The organism is Flagellimonas pelagia (genome assembly GCF_003584135.1).
Lineage (GTDB): Bacteria > Bacteroidota > Bacteroidia > Flavobacteriales > Flavobacteriaceae > Flagellimonas > Flagellimonas pelagia.
In genome coordinates this window covers 22,051-40,740 of record NZ_QXFI01000011.1, presented here as the reverse complement: position 1 = coordinate 40,740, position 18,690 = coordinate 22,051, and the positions used below count along the sequence as shown (strand labels likewise).

The 18,690-nt window shown below is 44.4% G+C and carries 16 protein-coding genes; 13 read left to right on the top strand and 3 right to left on the bottom strand.

From position 1 onward, the window contains the following. The first annotated feature begins 62 nt into the window (after nt 1-62). The 5 genes from D2V05_RS03440 to D2V05_RS03420 all read left to right on the top strand — a co-directional run bounded on the left by D2V05_RS03440 (nt 63) and on the right by D2V05_RS03420 (nt 6,545). Nucleotides 63-2,321, top strand: coding sequence for a glycoside hydrolase family 3 C-terminal domain-containing protein (locus D2V05_RS03440; protein ID WP_235855373.1), 2,259 nt, complete (start codon nt 63-65; stop codon nt 2,319-2,321). Nucleotides 2,322-2,346: 25 nt separating this feature from the next. Beyond that, nucleotides 2,347-3,750, top strand: a complete 1,404-nt coding sequence (gene uxaC / locus D2V05_RS03435) for a glucuronate isomerase (RefSeq protein ID WP_119646157.1) — start codon at nt 2,347-2,349, stop codon at nt 3,748-3,750. A 68-nt stretch (nt 3,751-3,818) separates the two neighbouring features. Beyond that, nucleotides 3,819-4,793 (top strand): TRAP transporter substrate-binding protein, encoded by a 975-nt coding sequence (locus D2V05_RS03430; RefSeq protein WP_119646156.1) that lies wholly within the window; start codon nt 3,819-3,821, stop codon nt 4,791-4,793. Then, complete coding sequence (locus tag D2V05_RS03425) at nt 4,790-5,269, top strand: TRAP transporter small permease (RefSeq protein ID WP_119646155.1); 480 nt, start codon at nt 4,790-4,792, stop codon at nt 5,267-5,269. Before D2V05_RS03430 ends, D2V05_RS03425 begins: the two co-directional genes overlap by 4 nt. Next, a complete protein-coding gene (locus tag D2V05_RS03420; RefSeq protein WP_119646154.1) occupies nt 5,259-6,545 on the top strand; it encodes a TRAP transporter large permease in 1,287 nt (428 codons plus the stop codon). Before D2V05_RS03425 ends, D2V05_RS03420 begins: the two co-directional genes overlap by 11 nt. On the opposite strand, the gene D2V05_RS03415 is transcribed toward D2V05_RS03420, so the two are convergent. Continuing rightward, nucleotides 6,531-7,580, bottom strand: a complete 1,050-nt coding sequence (locus D2V05_RS03415; protein ID WP_119646153.1) for a LacI family DNA-binding transcriptional regulator — start codon at nt 7,578-7,580, stop codon at nt 6,531-6,533. The genes D2V05_RS03420 and D2V05_RS03415 overlap by 15 nt on opposite strands. Nucleotides 7,581-7,886: 306 nt before the next feature. On the opposite strand from D2V05_RS03415, the gene D2V05_RS03410 reads away from it, so the two are divergent. The 5 genes from D2V05_RS03410 (at nt 7,887) to D2V05_RS03390 (ending at nt 14,628) form a co-directional block, all read left to right on the top strand. After that, the gene (locus tag D2V05_RS03410) at nt 7,887-9,371 is read left to right on the top strand and encodes a xylulokinase (protein WP_119646152.1); all 1,485 of its coding nucleotides are present in this window, start codon (nt 7,887-7,889) and stop codon (nt 9,369-9,371) included. 13 nt (nt 9,372-9,384) lie between these two features. Beyond that, nucleotides 9,385-10,710: a xylose isomerase gene (gene xylA / locus D2V05_RS03405; protein ID WP_119646151.1), complete on the top strand. Its 1,326-nt coding sequence runs from the start codon at nt 9,385-9,387 to the stop codon at nt 10,708-10,710. Nucleotides 10,711-10,742: 32 nt separating this feature from the next. Continuing rightward, nucleotides 10,743-12,395 carry a sodium:solute symporter gene (locus tag D2V05_RS03400; protein WP_119646150.1) on the top strand — a complete coding sequence of 551 codons (1,653 nt, stop codon included), beginning with the start codon at nt 10,743-10,745 and terminating at the stop codon, nt 12,393-12,395. Nucleotides 12,396-12,520: 125 nt separating this feature from the next. Then, on the top strand, nt 12,521-12,916 hold the full coding sequence (locus D2V05_RS03395; RefSeq protein WP_183114778.1) for an apurinic/apyrimidinic endonuclease family protein: 396 nt from the start codon (nt 12,521-12,523) through the stop codon (nt 12,914-12,916). Nucleotides 12,917-12,978: 62 nt separating this feature from the next. Further along, entirely contained in the window at nt 12,979-14,628 is a 1,650-nt protein-coding gene (locus tag D2V05_RS03390; RefSeq protein WP_119646149.1) for a solute:sodium symporter family transporter, read from the top strand. Nucleotides 14,629-14,702: 74 nt separating this feature from the next. On the opposite strand, the gene D2V05_RS03385 is transcribed toward D2V05_RS03390, so the two are convergent. Then, entirely contained in the window at nt 14,703-15,395 is a 693-nt protein-coding gene (locus D2V05_RS03385; RefSeq protein WP_119646148.1) for a LytR/AlgR family response regulator transcription factor, read from the bottom strand. A gap of 3 nt (nt 15,396-15,398) precedes the next feature. Beyond that, nucleotides 15,399-16,397 (bottom strand): sensor histidine kinase, encoded by a 999-nt coding sequence (locus tag D2V05_RS03380; RefSeq protein ID WP_119646147.1) that lies wholly within the window; start codon nt 16,395-16,397, stop codon nt 15,399-15,401. Between the two features lie 294 nt (nt 16,398-16,691). Here D2V05_RS03380 and D2V05_RS03375 point away from each other — a divergent pair, with 294 nt between their 5' ends. From D2V05_RS03375 to D2V05_RS03365, 3 genes are all read left to right on the top strand, one after another. Then, nucleotides 16,692-17,252, top strand: a complete 561-nt coding sequence (locus D2V05_RS03375; protein ID WP_119646146.1) for a YceI family protein — start codon at nt 16,692-16,694, stop codon at nt 17,250-17,252. Between the two features lie 85 nt (nt 17,253-17,337). Further along, nucleotides 17,338-17,847: a PepSY domain-containing protein gene (locus D2V05_RS03370; RefSeq protein WP_119646145.1), complete on the top strand. Its 510-nt coding sequence runs from the start codon at nt 17,338-17,340 to the stop codon at nt 17,845-17,847. A 254-nt stretch (nt 17,848-18,101) separates the two neighbouring features. Next, nucleotides 18,102-18,629, top strand: coding sequence for a DinB family protein (locus tag D2V05_RS03365; protein ID WP_119646144.1), 528 nt, complete (start codon nt 18,102-18,104; stop codon nt 18,627-18,629). Nucleotides 18,630-18,690 lie beyond the last annotated feature (61 nt).

Below are 18,690 nucleotides of genomic sequence, written 5' to 3'. Positions count from 1 at the left end.
AAAAATCAATAATTTTACGAAATTTGGAGTTCGATTATAAAAAAACTATTAACCACAGCCAAATGATGAAATTATCTAAAATCAGCTTGTTATGCGGACTTTTGTTTGTTTGCATGCTTTCTTGCAAGGAAAAAAATATTGGCATTGAGGAAACCCCCATTGGCTCAAATACAGACCCAGAAAAAGATTTTCCTTTTTACGACACTTCCCTTTCCATGGATGAAAGAGTGGAGGATTTGATATCCAGACTCACGTTGGAGGAAAAGGCAGATCAAATGATGCACAGCACCTCAGGCATAGAGCGCTTGGGCATTCCTCCCTACGGTTGGTGGAACGAGGCCCTGCACGGGGTTGGCAGATCAGGTACGGCCACTGTTTTTCCCCAGGCCATTGGTCTGGGCGCCACTTTTGACAGCGACCTTGCCTTTCGTGTCTCTTCAGCAATTTCTGACGAGGCGCGTGCCATGCACAATGCCGCCAAGGAAAAAGGGTATCATCTCCGCTATAGTGGTCTTACCTTTTGGACCCCGAACATAAATATTTTTAGAGATCCCCGTTGGGGCCGTGGCCAGGAAACCTATGGTGAAGACCCCTTTCTCACCTCAATTCTTGGTACCTCATTCGTAAGAGGCCTACAAGGGGACAATCCAGATTATTTGAAAACAGCCGCCTGTGCCAAACATTATGCAGTGCATAGCGGACCGGAAAAACTACGTCATGAATTTGATGCCATAGCCAGTCCCAAAGATATGTGGGAAACCTATCTTCCTGCATTCGAAGCGTTGGTCAAAGCAGACGTGGAAGCTGTAATGTGTGCCTACAACAGCACCAATGGGCAGCCGTGCTGTTCCAATAACTATCTCATAACCGATGTACTCCGTAACCAATGGAACTTTGATGGTCACGTTCTCAGTGATTGCTGGGCAATAGTAGATCTTTACACGCCCGCGGACAAAGGTGGGCATGGTGTGGCGAACAGCCAAGCGGAAGCTGCTGCCCTTGCTGTTGAACACGGCGTAAGCCTTAACTGTGGCAGCACCTATCTGGATGGTTTGCCCCAAGCGGTCAAGGAAGGCTTGATCACGGAAGAGGAAATTGATGCACAATTGGCGATTTTGCTTCGCACCCGTTTTAAATTGGGTCTTTTTGATCCCAAAGGAAGTAATCCTTATGATGATATCTCTGTTGATGTCATCAATAGTGATGAACACCGTTCCTTGGCAAGGGAAGTTGCCCAAAAGGGCATTGTAATGCTCAAAAACAATGGGGCCCTTCCGCTAAAGAACGATCTATCCCGATATTTTGTCACCGGGCCCAATGCCACCAGTGCAGATGTGTTGTTGGGCAACTATTACGGGGTAAATCCAAAATTGGTCACTGTGCTCGAAGGGGTTGCCGGGGCCATTCACCCCGGAAGCCAGCTGCAATATAGAATGGGTGCGTTGTTGGACAGGGAATCCCTGAACCCACAGGACTGGGCCACCCCCAATGCAGGTACCAGCGATGCCACCATAGCAGTGCTGGGAATTTCCAGTTTACTGGAAGGAGAGGAGGGAGAGTCCTTGGCATCTTCCACTGCCGGGGACAGATTGGATTACAACCTGCCCAAAAACCAAATAGATTTTCTAAAAAAACTTAGGAATGCTGCAGGCGAAAGGCCCATCATAGCGGTGATTACCGGCGGCAGCCCCATGAACTTGGCAGAGGTACACGAACTTGCCGATGCTGTTCTACTGGCCTGGTATCCCGGGGAAGAGGGTGGAAACGCCGTGGCCGATATCATCTTCGGAAAAGTATCCCCTTCCGGTAGATTGCCCATAACCTTTCCAAAGTCCTTGGACCAGCTCCCACCTTATGAAGATTATTCCATGAAGGGGAGAACCTATAAATATATGGATGAGGACCCCCTCTATCCTTTTGGGTATGGACTCAGTTATGGTAGTTTCACCTATGGTGACCTCAATATATCCAAATCGTCCATTTCCAAGGATGAGGAGGTTTCCATTACGGTGGATGTCACCAATCAGAGTGACATACCTTCAGATGAGGTAGTACAATTGTATCTTTCGGATTTGGAAGCCTCTGTGGATGTCCCAAACTATCAACTGTACGGAGTCCAACGTGTCAATCTAGGTGCAAAGGAATCCAAAAACATTACCTTCACCCTGCAACCCAGTGCCTTTCAAATGGTGGACAATGATGGTAATCGGGTATTTGAACCTGGAAAGTTCACCGTGTATGTTGGTGGAAGTAGCCCCATGAAACGAAGTATGGAACTGGGTGCGCCGAAAATGAGCACCGGAACCATTACCTTGAATTAATCTTGCAATACAAAGAAATACCCGCATGAAAAAATTTATCCATGACGACTTTTTGTTGGAGACGGATCATGCCAAAGAACTGTATCACAGCTTTGCCGAAACGCAGCCCATCATAGATTACCATTGCCATTTACCTGCAAATGAACTGGCAAACAACAAAAGGTTCGAAAACATGACCAAAATCTGGATTGATGGCGATCATTATAAATGGCGGGCCATGCGAGCCTTGGGCATTGACGAAAAATATATAACCGGCAATGCATCTGATAGGGAGAAATTCAAAAAATGGGCGGAAACCGTCCCATATGCGCTAAGAAATCCTTTGTACCATTGGACCCACATGGAACTCAGCCGATATTTTGGGATCGATGAGCTTCTGAGCCCAAAGAGCGCTGAAAAAATTTACGATCAGTGCAATGCGCAACTTGGTTTGCCTACCTTTTCCACTCAAGGTTTGGTGGATAGTATGAACGTTGAAGTAATCTGCACTACGGACAATCCTTTGGACGACCTATCCCATCATAAAAAGATAGCCGATTCAGACTGGCCTGTAAAAGTACTCCCAACTTTTCGGCCGGATGAACTCATTGATATTGAAAAAGCAGGTTTCACCGACTATCTAGCAGCACTTTCTGAGGTCACCGGCATCAACATCACCGATTTTGAATCGCTGCGTGAGGCCATAAAAGACAGGGTAAACCATTTTCATGATCACGGTTGCAGACTTTCAGATCACGGTTTGCCCCATCTATATGGCACGGAATTTTCGGAAAAGGATATCAACCGTATCCTATCCAATCGTTTTGATAAAAAGACCCTGACCTGTGCGGAGACGGCGCAATACAAATCGGCCATACTCTATGTTCTGGGTGGACTGTATGCTGAAAAAAACTGGGTGATGCAATTTCACTTGGGACCTATACGCGATACCAACAAAGCTGTCCTATCCAAAATTGGGATGAATGCGGGCGTGGACAGCATAGGGGATTTTCAACAAGCAGAACAGTTGGCCAGTTTCCTTAACCGACTCAATGAAAACGATTGCTTGCCCAAAACCATTCTCTACAACTCCAACCCAAATGACAATGAAGTCTTTGCTACCATGGCAGGTAACTTTACAGGAGAAGGAATAAAAGGAAAGGTCCAATTTGGGGCCGCATGGTGGTTTTTGGACCAAAAAGACGGGATAACCGCCCAACTGGACTCCATTTCCAACATGGGATTGTTGAGCTGTTCCATTGGCATGCTGACCGACAGCCGAAGCTTCCTTTCATTTCCACGACACGAATATTATAGAAGGATACTTTGCAACATCTTGGGAAATGACATAAAAATGGGGCTCTTACCCAATGACATGGAATGGATCGGGAAAATAATACAGGACATTACCTATAACAATGCCAAGGAATTTTTCCAATTTCCAAGTTGAGGAGAAAACCTTACCTTGAGGAAGTATGCCATACATTTTAATGAACCCATCACTGAACTGAAACCAACATGAAACTCAGGTTCATCTTTATCCTTTCTTTTCTTCTGCTTTCATGTAAGCCGGACAAGAAAGCCGTAAAAACCATTAAGCTGGCCCATAGTCTTGGAGTTACCCACCCAGTTCATGAGACCATGGTTTACATGGCTGATTTGGTCAAGGAAAAATCCAATGGCAAGCTACAAATCCAGATTTATTCCAATAGTCAATTGGGATCGGAAAAGCAATGCCTTGAACTGCTCCAAATCGGAAGTCTGGGGATGACAAAGGTCTCAGCGGCTGTAATGGAAAACTTCTCTCCAGATTTAAAAGTTTTGGGATATCCCTATTTGTTCCGAAGCGATGCACATCGATTTAAAGTATATGATGGCCCCATTGGGAAGGAATTGCTTTCAGCATCTAAAAAATATTGGCTAAAGGGACTCACCTATTTTGATGCAGGCAATCGTTCATTTTATACCAAAAATACACCCATCAATACCCCAGAAGATTTAAAAGGATTGAAAATCAGGGTAATGCAAAGTCCGACAGCCATAGAAATGGTCAAGAGATTTGGAGGGGCCCCAACCCCTATTTCCTGGGGGGAACTTTATACCTCTTTACAGCAAGGTGTCGTAGATGGTGCAGAAAACAATCTTCCAAGTTTTTATTCATCGAAACATTATGAGGTTTGCAAGTATTTTTCATTGAACGAACATACCTCCGTACCCGATATTCTGGTCATTGGCACTCCCACTTGGGAAAAACTGGCACCCAACGAAAAAGATTGGCTTCTGCAAGCCGTTGCCGAGGCAACACAATATCAAAGAAAATTATGGAAGGAAGCGGAGGAGAAAGCCATGGAGGAAATACAAAAAGCCGGGGTCAAAATTCTGCGCCCGGACAAATCCCTTTTTGAAGCAAGATCAAAAGATATGTTACAGCACCTAAAACAGACCGATGGACATCTGTACGACTTGGCACAACAAATAAAAAGTGTACAATGAAAAAGCATCATGTTGGCCTTTTTCTGGAATGGGCACTTGCCATTTTATTGGGAATCATGGTACTGGATGTTTTTTGGGGCGTCATTACAAGATATTTGTTGGATAGTCAAAGCTCCTGGACCGATGAACTTGCACGTTTTCTTTTGGTTTGGTTGAGTATTTTGGGAGCTGCCTATGCCTCGGGCAAAAAGTTACACATTGCCATAGATCTATTGCCACACTATTTGAATGAACGCAACAAAAAAATCTTGGACCTTATCATTATTTCCATCATCCTTTTGTTTGTTGTGTCGGTATTCTTGATCGGCGGCCTACACTATGTGTACATTTCCTTCGCCCTTGGGCAAACATCCCCTGCATTGGGCCTTCCTATCGGTTTTGTGTACATGGTATTGCCCATATCCGGTGCTTTTATCCTATATTATAAACTATCCGATCTTTCAATAACCCTCAAAAACCTTATCAATGGAAATTAGTATTCTGATCCTCAGTTTTCTTGTATTGATTTCCATCCGAGTTCCTGTTGCCTGGAGTTTGGGCATTGCTTCCTTACTCACACTTTTAGTGAGTGTTGATACCTATCCGGCCCTCACCACCATTGCACAACGTGTAGTTACGGGATTGGATAGCTTTTCCATCCTGGCGATTCCATTTTTCATTCTTGCCGGTCATATTATGAACAAGGGGGGCATTGCCGAAAGATTGATTGATTTTGCCAAAGCCTTGGTCGGTTCACTTCCGGGTGGCCTGGCACATGTGAATATTGTGGCGGCCATGTTATTTGGGGCCATTGCAGGTTCCGCAGGGGCCGCCGCCGCCGCAATCGGTGGGTTTATGTCGGAAAAGATGGAGGAATCCGGCTATGACAAAGGGTTTGGTGTGGCCGTCAATGTTACTTCGGCCACCACGGGACTTATAATCCCGCCCAGTAATATTTTTATCATCTACTCAGTGGCCAGTGGGGGCGTTAGCATTGGTGCACTCTTTCTGGCGGGTTACCTACCAGGAATCCTTACAGGTATTTTTTTAATGATGGTGGCCTATATATGGGCCAAACGGAAAGGATATCCCACAGCAGATAAAAGCTCCCTCAAAAAAGTGTTCAGCGCCTTCTTGAAGGCCTTGCCCAGTCTATTTTTGCTGATTGTGATCATAGGGGGTATTGTTGCCGGAATTTTTACAGCCACCGAAGCATCGTCCGTAGCCGTAATTTATTGTTTTGCACTGGCGGCGATTTACAAGGAGATTTCCTTTAAGGACATCCGTCCCATTCTAGTGGAATCCTCTGCCACAATCGCCATTGTGATGCTATTGATAGCCATGTCCATTGCCATGTCATGGGTACTTTCCTACGAGAATATCCCCCAAGTGGTGACCGAGGGATTACTGGGGTTGAGCGACAATAAAATCATTGTGCTCATCCTCATAAACGTGATACTGCTCATTGTTGGAATATTTATGGACATGACCCCCGCTGTATTGATATTCACCCCTATCTTTTTGCCCGTTACCACGGCACTGGGCATTGACCCCGTACATTTCGGGATTATCATGGTGTTGAACCTTTGCATTGGCCTATGCACCCCCCCTGTTGGATCGGTCCTCTTTATAGGCGTTGGAGTTGCCAAAACATCTATTCAAAAAGTAGTAAGGCCGTTGTTGCCTCTATTCTTGGCCATGATTTTGGCCTTGGTTTTGGTAAGTGTTTTTCCTGAAATCAGCCTTTGGCTGCCCAAATTATTTGGGTTCTAGGACCTTTGCTTTTTTCAACGAGGAATCCCTCACTATAATCTCAGTTCCCAGTACTGTTATCTCGGAAAGATCGGTATCATAATTTTGGCCCGAATGGTCCAAAATCCTTCTTGCGGAAATAGCCCCCATTTTACTTGCCGGATGTGACACCGTGGACAATGATGGCTGGACTATGGAAGCTATGGGATCATCATTGAACCCAATAACTGCCAATTCCCCGGGCACATCCACCCCCATTTTTTTGGCACACATGATGGCACTTACCGCAGCGGTATCATTGGCAGAAAAAATACCATCAGGAGGATTGTCCATTTTAAGAAGCTTTTTGGTGGCTTTGTCCCCCTCTTCAAAACTAAGGGTCTTAAAATGGATGATCAAATTGTCCTCAATGGGCAAACCATACTCCCTCAAAGCATCCAGATAGCCCTTCTTCCTTTCTTCATAGATGTTTCTGTGCTGCGCCCCGGCAAAGTGGGCAATCCTGGTACACCCCTGCTCTATCAAATGTTTAGTGGCGGAGTACCCGGCCGTATAGTTGTCTATGACCACTTTGTAGGAATTGAAATTGTCCGGGACCCTATCCACAAATACAATGGGAATGCCCTGATCCATAAATTTTTGAAAATGACCCATATCCACGGTTTCCATGGATAGGGAAACAATAAGACCCGTAATCCTGCTATCGTATAAGGCATTGCAATTGCTCACCTCATTTTCATACTTATCATTGGATTGGCTGATCAGCACATTATATCCTGATTTTCTGGCAGTTTCCTCAATTCCACTGATCAAGGAAGCCATAAAAGGTCTATTTATCCTAGAAATCAGAACCCCAATGGTATTGCTCTTATTGTTCCGTAATCCTGCTGCCAAATTGTTGGGGCGATACCCCATCTCCTCTGCAGCCTCTTTGATAACCTTAATCGTTTTCTTACTGATACTTTTATGATTGTTCAAAGCTCTTGAAATAGTCGAGGGGGAATAGTTCAATTCTTTGGCAAGATCATAAATGGTAACCTCTTTCTTAATCTTCATCTGTCAAAATGCGGTTAGGTTGCCCAAGCACAATTCCGTAATTGGCTTGAATTTCAAATCACTAAATTAACTTTTAGTTTCCTTTTAGAATAATTTTTTCAATTGTTCTTAAGTCCTCCCTTGGGCTGAACAAGCAAAACATTTACTCATTTTGTACTCATTTGCATTCATGAAAAGAGTAGGGAAAAATGAGATAATCAAAAAAACTTTTGTCAGCTGCCAATAATTTACGCAAATTAATTTACGCAATCGATTCCGTTACTTATATTTGAAAAATACACTAAAATTTTTATTTAATCGTAATTTATGTATTGGATAGGTTTCGATATTGGCAGTTCATCCATAAAAGCTGCGATCATAAATGCCAAAGATGGCAGTGTTTTGGATATTGCCCAACAACCCAAAAAGGAAATGCCCATCCTATCCCTAAAACTAGGCTGGGGGGAACAAGACCCTGAACTCTGGTGGAAACATGTGTGCACCGCTACCCAGGAACTCATTTCAAAAAACAACATTGACAAAGCCCTGATCAAGGGAATCGGAATCTCCTACCAAATGCACGGGCTTGTAGTGGTTGACAAAGACCACAAACCTATCAGACCTTCGATTATTTGGTGCGATAGCCGGGCCGTGGATACAGGGGAAAAATTGTTTCGAACGGCAGGAAAAGAAAAATGTGTAAGACATCTGCTCAATTCTCCCGGGAACTTTACCCTTTCCAAGTTAAAATGGGTGAAGGACAATGAACCCGACATTTATAAAAATATACACAAGTTTATGCTGCCCGGGGATTATATAGCCCTTAAATTGACCGGGGAATGTGTGACCACACCTTCTGGTCTTTCCGAGGGCATCATGTGGGACTTCAAAAAAAATGAATTGGCAGATTGGTTGTTGGAAGATGCAGGTATTGACTCCCAATTGGTTTCTGAGATACGCCCCTCATTTTCTGAACAAGGCTTTGTGGGTAAAAAAGGTGCACTGGAATCAGGTCTGCCCGAAGGGATTCCCGTAATGTACCGAGCGGGTGACCAACCCAACAATGCCCTTTCCCTAAATGTGATGGAACCTGGACAGATTGCAGCCACGGGTGGCACCTCTGGGGTGGTCTATGCCATATCAGGGCTCGAAAAAACACAGGAGCACACCCGCATCAATAGCTTTGCGCATACCAACCATACTACTGAAAACCCAAGAATTGGCAAATTGCTCTGCATCAATGGCACAGGAATTCAATACAGTTGGATAAGAAATGAGCTCACCAATGGGCTCTCCTATGAGAATATGAACAAAAGAGCAGATGCCGTACCCATAGGATCTGATGGTCTTCGGATCTTGCCCTTTGGAAACGGTGCCGAGCGCATGCTGGAAAACTGTAATAAGGGATCAAGGATACTCAACCTCAACTTCAATACGCACAAAGCCCCCCATATTTTTAGGGCAGCCTTGGAGGGCATTGCCTTTTCCTTTGTATACGGCATGGAAATCTTAAAAAATGATGGTGTGGACATTGCCTCCATCAAGGCAGGTAACGATAACCTCTTTAGGGCGACGATATTTTCCAGGACCATAGCAACACTGACCAACAGCCATATAGAAATCATAGAGACTACAGGTGCCGTTGGGGCGGCAAGGGCTGCCGCCTATGCCTTTGGAGATTTTGAAAGTATTGGAGAGGCCACGGCTTCGGATGCGATACAACTCACCTATGGTCCCGATACTTCTTCAGACGCATACCAAGAAGCCTATCAAACATGGAAAAAAGATTTGGCAGAATATATTGACAATTGAATAAAACAAGATTATGATCACAACAGGAGACAAAGAGTTTTTTAAGGGGATAGGAAAGATCCCGTTCGAGGGAAAAGGGTCGGACAACCCTTTTGCCTTTAAATATTATGATGAGAACAAAATGGTAGGTGGCAAGACCATGAAGGAACATTTTAGGTTCGCCATTGCCTATTGGCATACCTTTACCGGTGTAGGGGGCGACCCTTTTGGGGCACCTACCCAGGATTTTCCATGGCTTTCCAGTACCGATCCTATACAACAGGCAAAGGACAAGATGGATGCCGCCTTTGAATTTATCACCAAAATTGGCGCTCCTTACTATTGTTTTCATGATTTTGACCTGATTGCCGAAGGGGGCACTTTGGCCGAATCCGAGAAAAGGCTACAAACCATTACCGATTATGCCCAGGAGAAAATGGCAGCATCTGGGGTAAAATTGCTCTGGGGCACCGCAAACTGTTTCAGCAACCCAAGATACATGAACGGCGCCGCCACCAATCCAGATTTTGATGTGGTTGCCTTTGCTGGGGCCCAAGTAAAGAACGCTTTGGATGCCACCATAAAACTAAATGGTGAAAACTATGTTTTTTGGGGAGGCCGTGAGGGGTATATGTCATTACTGAATACCGATATGGGCCGCGAACAGGACCACATGGCACGTTTTCTCCACATGGCAAAGGATTATGCGCGAAAACAAGGGTTCAAGGGCACCTTTTTTATTGAACCAAAGCCTATGGAGCCCTCCAAACACCAATATGATTTTGATGCGGCCACCGTACTCGGTTTCCTGACCAAATATGATCTTTTGGATGATTTCAAATTAAATATAGAGGTGAACCACGCCACCTTGGCACAACACACCTTTGAACATGAACTCCAGGTAGCTGCGGACAATAATCTTTTGGGCAGTATTGATGCCAATAGGGGCGATTATCAAAATGGTTGGGATACCGACCAGTTCCCTGTGGATGTATATGAACTCACCCAAGCCATGCTGGTCATCCTTCAGGCTGGTGGGTTTCAAGGGGGAGGCATCAATTTTGATGCGAAGATCAGAAGGAACTCCACGGACCTTGAGGATATCTTTTTTGCACACATTGGTGGAATGGATGCTTTTTCACGGGCTTTGCTCGCCGCAAATGATATATTGGAAAATTCAAATTATATCAGCATGCGAAGAGACCGTTATGCTTCTTTTGATTCCGGCAGCGGAAAAGCGTTTGAAGATGGCAAACTTTCCCTGGAAGACCTTCATGCACATGCCGTGTCCAACCCCAACATCAAAAAACGTAGTGGCAAACAAGAACTGTTCGAGAACATCATCAATCAGTACATTTAAAAAATGACTGCATTAACTAAACCAAATTAATTATGGAATCAGTTTTAGAAAAGCCAGACTGGATAGTTTTAGGCATTTATTTTTTGGCCTTGATCGGAGTGGCCGTTTGGGTTGTGGCCCAAAAGAACAAGGATACCGAGGATTACTTTTTGGCAGGCAGAAACGTGGGATGGTTCGTTATCGGAGCTTCCATTTTTGCTTCGAACATTGGTTCGGAACACGTAGTGGGGCTCGCAGGTACCGGATTTGAATCGGGCACACCCATGGCCCACTATGAGCTTCATGCCTGGATCGTATTGTTGTTGGGCTGGCTCTTTCTCCCTTTTTATATTAGAAGTGGCGCCTTTACCATGCCAGAGTTCCTAGAAAAACGTTTTGACAGTCGCTCTCGTTGGTTCCTTTCCATTTTTTCTTTGGTTGCGTATGTCCTTACCAAGGTTTCCGTGACCATTTATGCAGGTGGTATCGTGGTTTCCGAATTGTTGGGTATTCCATTTTGGTACGGGGCGATCGGGGTGGTGATCTTTACAGGAATCTATACCATAATCGGTGGTATGAAAGCTGTAATCTATACGGAAACGTTACAGACAGTAATCTTGATCCTAGGATCTTTGACCATCACTTACCTTGGATTGAAGGAAGTTGGTGGATGGGGACAACTCCACGAAACCGTGACCGCTGTGAGCCCTGACCACTTTAACATGTGGCGCCCCATGAGCGATCCACAGTTCCCATGGACAGGTTTGTTGATCGGTGGAACCATTGTAGGTATTTGGTATTGGTGTACCGATCAGTACATAGTTCAGCGTACCCTTGCCGCCAACAATATAAAAGTGGGTAGACGTGGTGCTATTTTTGGTGCCTATCTGAAATTGATGCCGATTTTGATTTTCTTGATTCCCGGTATCATAGCTTTTGCATTGACTATCCAAAACCCTGAGGTCTTTAGCGTAGAACGTGCAGATAGGGCTTTCCCCATGTTGGTGAAAACCTTACTCCCTGTGGGCCTGAAAGGCTTGGTTGCCGGTGGGCTTATGGCAGCTTTGATGAGTTCCCTGGCCTCGGTCTTTAACTCCTGCTCCACCATCTTTACCATTGATATCTATAAAAAACTTCGTCCTGAAAAAACAGAGCGAGAATTATTGACCATAGGTAAAGTGGCCACGGGCATCATAGTTGTCTTGGGTATCATCTGGATTCCGATCATGGATAAAATTGGAGGTGGGGTCATGTACCAGTATCTCCAAAATGTGCAATCATACATTGCCCCTCCTGTAACGGCAGTATTTTTGTTGGGTATTATTTGGAAAAGGGTAAATTCCAAAGCCGCCATTACCACTTTATTGGCCGGCTTGGTATTGCTCATCCTCAGATTGGGTTCTGAAATCTATTACCAGCCCCAAATTGTGGCCGGGGAAGAGGTATCTGGATTTCTATTTCAGTTTGCCACGGTGAATTTTGCCCATATGGCCATATTCATGTTCATCTTTTCAGTAATTCTTTGTGTATCCGTTAGTTTGGCAACAACGGCACCGGATTACGCTACGATCAAAGGGCTTTCCTTTGGTACACTATCTGCGGAAGACAGAGCTGCTACCAAAGGTAGTTACAGTACAATAGATGTTGTGCTTTCTGTTCTTTTGGTAGCCATAGTGATTGCTATCCTATCCTATTTTACAGGATAATCCCAATAACCAGTACTATAAAAAAGCCCGGAAAATTCCAGGCTTTTTTTATTGCTGCAGGACACTCTTCACTATTCCAATAAAAGCTACGGCATAGGTACCAATAGAGGAGATTACCAAAATCGTTGGGACACCGATCAATTCCCCGTGGATGTGTATCAGCTCACCCAAGCTATGTTGCTACCCTGCAAGTAGTTGGTTTTTATGGAAGTAGCATCAATTTTAACACAAAGATCAGAAGGAACCCTACAGACCTGGAAGATATTTTCTATGCCCACATCGGCAGAATGGATCCATTTTCCAGTGCTTTGCTCGCCGCAAATAGTATTTTGGAAAATTCCGACTATCTTAGCAGGAGAAGAGACCGCTATGCGTCTTTTGATGCCGGTACCGGAAAAGCGTTCGAAGAAGGAAAACTTATCTTGGAGGACCTCTATGCGCACGCCAATTTGCACCAAGACATCAAAAAGCGGAGCGGTCAACAAGAGTTGTTTGAAAATATCATCAACCAATTTATGTAATTAACAAAACAAACTAATCCATTTGGCTTTCAACCATAGGCCAAACAATCAAATTTTACAAAATGGCACTTATTTCATTTTTGGGATTTACGCTCTTGGTAGCATTCATATCCTGGTGGTCCGTTCGCAAAACGGATGAAACATCGTCTGATGGTTATTTTTTAGGTGGAAGGAGCCTTACCGCTGGCGTAATTGCCGGTTCATTGCTCTTAACTAACCTTTCCACGGAACAAATTGTAGGTCTCAATGGTAGCGCCTATAAGGATGGGTTATCCGTAATGGCTTGGGAAACCTTGGCCGCTTTGGCCATTGTGGTGACCGCAATATTTTTATTGCCCCGTTATTTGAAGGGGGGCCTTACCACCGTTCCCCAATTTTTGGCCAAAAGGTTCGATACTACGACAAAAACCATTACTTCGGGATTGTTCTTGACAGGTTATGTGGTAGTGTTGCTCCCAGTGATCCTGTACTCGGGTTCTGTGGCCATTAGCGGCATGTTCGACGTGCCCCAAGTTCTCGGGGTATCCGATTCCACCGCATTGGTCATCTGCATATGGGGTATTGGGATCGTGGGTTCCATTTATGCCGTTTTTGGTGGATTGAAAGCTGTGGCCGTTTCCGATAGTATCAACGCTATAGGACTTATCATCGGAGGTGTACTCATTCCTGTTTTTGGATTGATGGCCATTGGGGACGGAAGCGTTCTGTCTGGCCTTGACACCTTGATGTCTGCCAATCCAGAGCGTTTCGACTCCACAGGAAATCCCGGACAAGAAGTACCCTTTGCGACCATTTTTACGGGGATGATGCTCGTTCAGTTGTTCTACTGGGGAACCAACCAACAGATCATTCAAAGGGGGTTGGGTGCCAAAAACCTCGCCGAAGGACAAAAGGGGCTTTTGTTGGCTGCCTTTTTAAAGATTTTAGGGCCCATCATCCTGGTACTGCCCGGAATGATCGCCTATTATTATTTTGAAGGCGGATTGGCCAGTAGTGACCTTGCCTATCCAGAATTGGTAAGGGCCGTTCTTCCAAAACCTTTGATGGGCTTTTTTGCCGCCGTGCTTTTTGGTGCCATCCTGAGCTCGTTCAACAGTGTGCTCAATAGTTCGGTGACCTTGTTCGGTATTGACATCTACAAGCAGCACATCAACAAGGAAGCTTCGGAAATGACCATTGTAAAATATGGAAAGATTTTCGGTATCTGCTTGGCACTCGCCGCTATGTTCATTGCTCCGCTCATTGCCAATGCAGGCAGTCTCTTTAACTATTTACAGGAAATCAACGGTATCTATAGCATCCCGATATTCACGATCATTGTGGTAGGTTATTTGACCAAAAGGGTTCCTGCCATTGCAGCCAAAATTGGCATCCTATCCGGTTCGATCTTGTACATCATCAGTCAATTCATCGTAGGGCCAAGAATGGTGGCCAGCGCACTGGCCGAGGCGAAGGCAAACGGTATTACCGATCCACAAGAATTGCATATGGTAGAGGCAGGTGCCTATCCCCATTATCTACACGTTATGGCAATATTGTTCATCACCAACATCATCATCATGTTGATTATTGGCAAATTCTACCCGAGAAAAGAGGCATTTGAACTGGAATATACCAAGCAAGTATCCATAGAACCTTGGAAGCATGTTAAATTGGCTAGTGCCTTTATTTGTGTGGTAGTAATCGCCATTTATGTCTACTTTGCCAAGTAAGCAGAAAACATTTCGATATAAATCGAAAAGGCCCGGAACAACATCCCGGGCCTTTTCTTTTTTAGGTTGGTCAATTATTGTAATACGCTTTTTAAAAAGTGGTCCTTGTACGCACGTCCCAAAGGAATTTTTGCCCCGTTGACGAGCAACACTTGGTTTCCCGAAATGCGATCAATTTTTTGAGTGTTGATGATATGCGATTTGTGCACCTGGTAGAATTGACCTGCAGGTAGCACATCCAGCCAATGGCGCAAAGGTTCGTTGGAAAGTATTTTCTTGTTCTTCAGGTGGATTTCGGTATAATCAGAATCCGAGGAAATCGTGTAGATGTCCCTCACCGAAACCTTGATATGCTCATGGCTCGATTTCACATAGATTTCACTTACCTGGGCCACATCGTTCTTGGGTGCTAGATGTTCCTGTTTAATACTGACCTTGTTCACCGCTTGCAAAAAACGTTGGAAGGAAAAGGGTTTTAGCAGATAATCCACCACGTTCAGGTCATAACCCTCCAAGGCATATTCAGAAAAAGCCGTGGTAAGCACTACATGTGGGGCTTCAGGGATGCTTTTTAGAAAATCGAGGCCATTGATTTTGGGTAAATGGATGTCCAGGAACATGAGACCCACCGGTTCCGCTTTCAAGAACTCCATGGCCTGTAGACCGTCTGAAAATACCCCTACCAACTCCAGGTTGGGTACATCTTGGATAAATTTTTTTAAAATACGCTGTGCAGGCGGTTGATCTTCAACGATGATGCATCTCATATTTTACGCTTTTTCCAGTTCTAGCCTTAGGTAAACATCGTAGGTATTGGTAGATTCCTTGATTTCCAGCTCATGTTTTTTTGGATATAGGATCTCTAAACGCTTCCTTACGTTCTGAAGTCCTATACCTTTCGCAACGGTATCCAAACTGGGTACCGACTCAAAATTGTTCTTGCAATGGAACTCCAGTACGGAATCCTCTACTTTTATGGAAACATCGATCTCGATGTCTGACGATTGACCCGATTGACTGTGCTTAAAAGCGTTCTCAATGAATACGATCAAAATCAACGGGGCAATTTTATATTCCTCTTCGATGTCGTCCACATCGAACCGAACCACTCCCCTATCCTCTATCTGTAACTTGTACAATCGGATAAAGTTTCCAAGCTGCTCCAACTCCTTCTTTAAAGGTACGAACTGTTCCTTGGATTCATACAACATATATCGCAAAACTCCGCTCATCTCCAAGATGATCTCTGGGGTCTTGGGCGAATTTTGCAAGGCGTATGAGTATAGGTTGTTCAAATTGTTGAACAAAAAATGGGGGTTTATCTGGCTGCGCAGAAACTGGATCTCGCTTTCCTGTATGGCACTCTTCAACTCATCGATCTGTGCCTGTTTTTGAAGGGCGTCCCAACCAAATTTGCATCCTGAAAGGATGAACATGACCGGCAACAATCCCAAAAGCGAGATATATAGACCGGGGAAATTATCCCCTCTCTTGGTACCCGGGTACATCAGAGGCTCCAAAATCAATTCCTCAATGGAAATTACGGTAGCCACAATTAGGGCACACCCCAAGAAAAATTGCCAATATTTCTTCTTGTACAAAAACTTGGGCATCAAATAATAGGTGACCACAACGGTGGCACCGCTGTAATAAAGAAGATACAGGGTCTTATCAAAATTTATGGTTTCCTCGTTTCGGTCAAACGAGAAAAATAGGAGCACAATAATGTGCAATACAATTTGGAAAAGAAGCTCCTTTCTAGAAATCAATACTTTGCATTTAAAACGAGGTCAAATCTAGGGATAAAACCCCTCTGCAAAAAAACAGATTTCCAAACAACCAAGTTTGCCCCCTGAACGACATTTTATTCTACTCCGTACAAGCCTCTGGTTGATTGGAGGTTAACCTTTGTCGTTTACGGAAAAAGTGGTGCGGTGTCAAAAACATTGATCATCTTTGATTTCCCTTCCTTTCCTCCGTTGAAATGAAGTCATGTTACAATTTTTGGTTTACTTTACAAACCAATACATTGAGAAACTCTACAAACACAAAAATTGAAGAAGATGAAGAAAACACTATTTGCCATTGCCGTGTTGACTGGTCTGATGGTATCGGCACAATCCACATGGAAAGCAGATGGCGCACACTCTAAAGTAGGCTTTGCCATCACACACTTGATGATCTCTGAAGTTGAGGGACATTTCGGCGAATTTGACATTACGGCAACGGCTACGGATGCTTTTGAAGCGGCTGAATTCAGTGTCGAGATCAAATCCACCAGTGTGGACACCGACAATGAAAGACGAGACAACCATTTAAAGAGCCCTGACTTCTTTGATGCGGAAAAATTTCCATCCATCTCGTTTAAAAGTACCGGCTATGAAAAAACCGGGGACAAGACCTTTAAGTTGACCGGGGACCTTACCATGCACGGGGTAACCAAGCCCGTGACCTTGGAAGGCAAGGTAAACGGAATCATCACCGATCAGCGAAGCAACAAATTAAAAGCAGGCCTTAAATTGACCGGAACGGTGAACAGGCTTGAATTTGGTGTGGGGGGAGATACCCCGACCTTGGGTGATGAAGTGGAGATGACCATTAACCTAGAAATGGCACAACAATAAAAACCATAACCAAAATATCTTAACCAAGTAGAAGGGCAAGCACAGGTCTTCCCTTCTACTTTATTTTTTACCGAGACCTTACAAAATGGGAAGAAAATCAGAAAATACTTTTAGGGAATTCCACCGTTACTTGGGATTCTTTTTGGCCGGTATCATGGCTGTTTATGCCATTAGCGGCATTGTACTTACGTTTAGGACCACGGACTTCTTGAAAAGCGAGTATGAGGTGAGCACCACCCTGGAACCAAACTTGCAAGAAGAAGCCTTGGGGACCGCTTTGCGAAGACGTGGTTTTAAAGTGGACAAGACCGAAGGTGATGTAATGTACTTTAATGGCGGAACCTATAACATGAAAACAGGGGAGGCTTCCTATACCGAAAAACGCTTGCCCGTGATTTTGGAGAACATGAACAAACTCCACAAGATGCACACAGGAAACCCACTGTTCTGGCTGGGTATTTTCTTTGGAATTGCCCTCCTGTTCTTTGCCGTATCAGCCTTTTTTATGTTCAAACCCAATGCCCCCATCTATAAAAAAGGACTCTATTTTGCAGTGGCAGGTTTTCTTTTGACCATTGTATTACTATTTGTATAACGAATAGGTAGTTTCCCCAGAAACGAGAAAAGCCACCATTACAGGTGGCTTTTCTGCTGATAGGTGAACCATAAGGTTTCTATGTTGCCAGAGGACAAAAAGGAGTTTGGAAAATATATGGCACTTATCCATAAAAGAAATTGAAACATAAATGAGTCAAATCTGTAAGGAACTTCACCTAAGCTACGACTGTTACGAAGTTGGGCAAGCCAAGGCACCCACCACTGGAAACTATCAAACTAAATACAACTCGCATGAAAACAAACAAAATCCTTTTTACACTGGCATTCATTGTAATGGCCATGACCCACATCAATGCCCAAAACCTGACCGATATGATCGCCGATTGGGAACGGGCAAAAGCGTACACCCAAGAATACATGGAAGCCATGCCGGACGACAAGTTCGACTTTAAGGCAACTCCCGAGGTACGTAGCTTTGCACAGCAAATGTTGCACATTACGGATGCCAATTACGGCTTTATGGCCGCCATTGCCAGTACCGAAAGTCCGGTAGCGTTCGGGGAATCCGAAAAAACCGAGGACACTTCAAAAGCACATGTGATCGAATTGGTGAACGCCGGGTACGATTATGTCATTGACGGATTGAAAAACCTATCCGATGACCAATTGGCCGAGTCCGTAAACCTCTTTGGACAATTTGAGATGACCAAGGCCAAAGCGTTGGACAAAATGTTCGAGCACCAAACGCACCACAGGGGGCAGGCCACCATTTATTTGAGGTTGGCCGGGGTAAAACCACCCAATGAAAAGCTTTTCTAAACATTCCAAACTCTGATGCTACAATAAAACAAACATTTATAAATGAAAAAGCCACCGAAAT

Bases quoted from the DNA above. Each gene is read 5' to 3' on its own strand.
- uxaC (WP_119646157.1), top strand. From the start codon at position 2,347: ATGAAAAAATTTATCCATGACGACTTTTTGTTGGAGACGGATCATGCC.
- D2V05_RS03410 (WP_119646152.1), top strand. From the start codon at position 7,887: ATGTATTGGATAGGTTTCGATATTGGCAGTTCATCCATAAAAGCTGCG.
- xylA (WP_119646151.1), top strand. From the start codon at position 9,385: ATGATCACAACAGGAGACAAAGAGTTTTTTAAGGGGATAGGAAAGATC.
- D2V05_RS03400 (WP_119646150.1), top strand. From the start codon at position 10,743: ATGGAATCAGTTTTAGAAAAGCCAGACTGGATAGTTTTAGGCATTTAT.
- D2V05_RS03370 (WP_119646145.1), top strand. From the start codon at position 17,338: ATGGGAAGAAAATCAGAAAATACTTTTAGGGAATTCCACCGTTACTTG.
- D2V05_RS03375 (WP_119646146.1), top strand. From the start codon at position 16,692: ATGAAGAAAACACTATTTGCCATTGCCGTGTTGACTGGTCTGATGGTA.
- D2V05_RS03385 (WP_119646148.1), bottom strand. From the start codon at position 15,395: ATGAGATGCATCATCGTTGAAGATCAACCGCCTGCACAGCGTATTTTA.
- D2V05_RS03390 (WP_119646149.1), top strand. From the start codon at position 12,979: ATGGCACTTATTTCATTTTTGGGATTTACGCTCTTGGTAGCATTCATA.
- D2V05_RS03365 (WP_119646144.1), top strand. From the start codon at position 18,102: ATGAAAACAAACAAAATCCTTTTTACACTGGCATTCATTGTAATGGCC.
- D2V05_RS03440 (WP_235855373.1), top strand. From the start codon at position 63: ATGATGAAATTATCTAAAATCAGCTTGTTATGCGGACTTTTGTTTGTT.
- D2V05_RS03425 (WP_119646155.1), top strand. From the start codon at position 4,790: ATGAAAAAGCATCATGTTGGCCTTTTTCTGGAATGGGCACTTGCCATT.
- D2V05_RS03430 (WP_119646156.1), top strand. From the start codon at position 3,819: ATGAAACTCAGGTTCATCTTTATCCTTTCTTTTCTTCTGCTTTCATGT.
- D2V05_RS03420 (WP_119646154.1), top strand. From the start codon at position 5,259: ATGGAAATTAGTATTCTGATCCTCAGTTTTCTTGTATTGATTTCCATC.
- D2V05_RS03415 (WP_119646153.1), bottom strand. From the start codon at position 7,580: ATGAAGATTAAGAAAGAGGTTACCATTTATGATCTTGCCAAAGAATTG.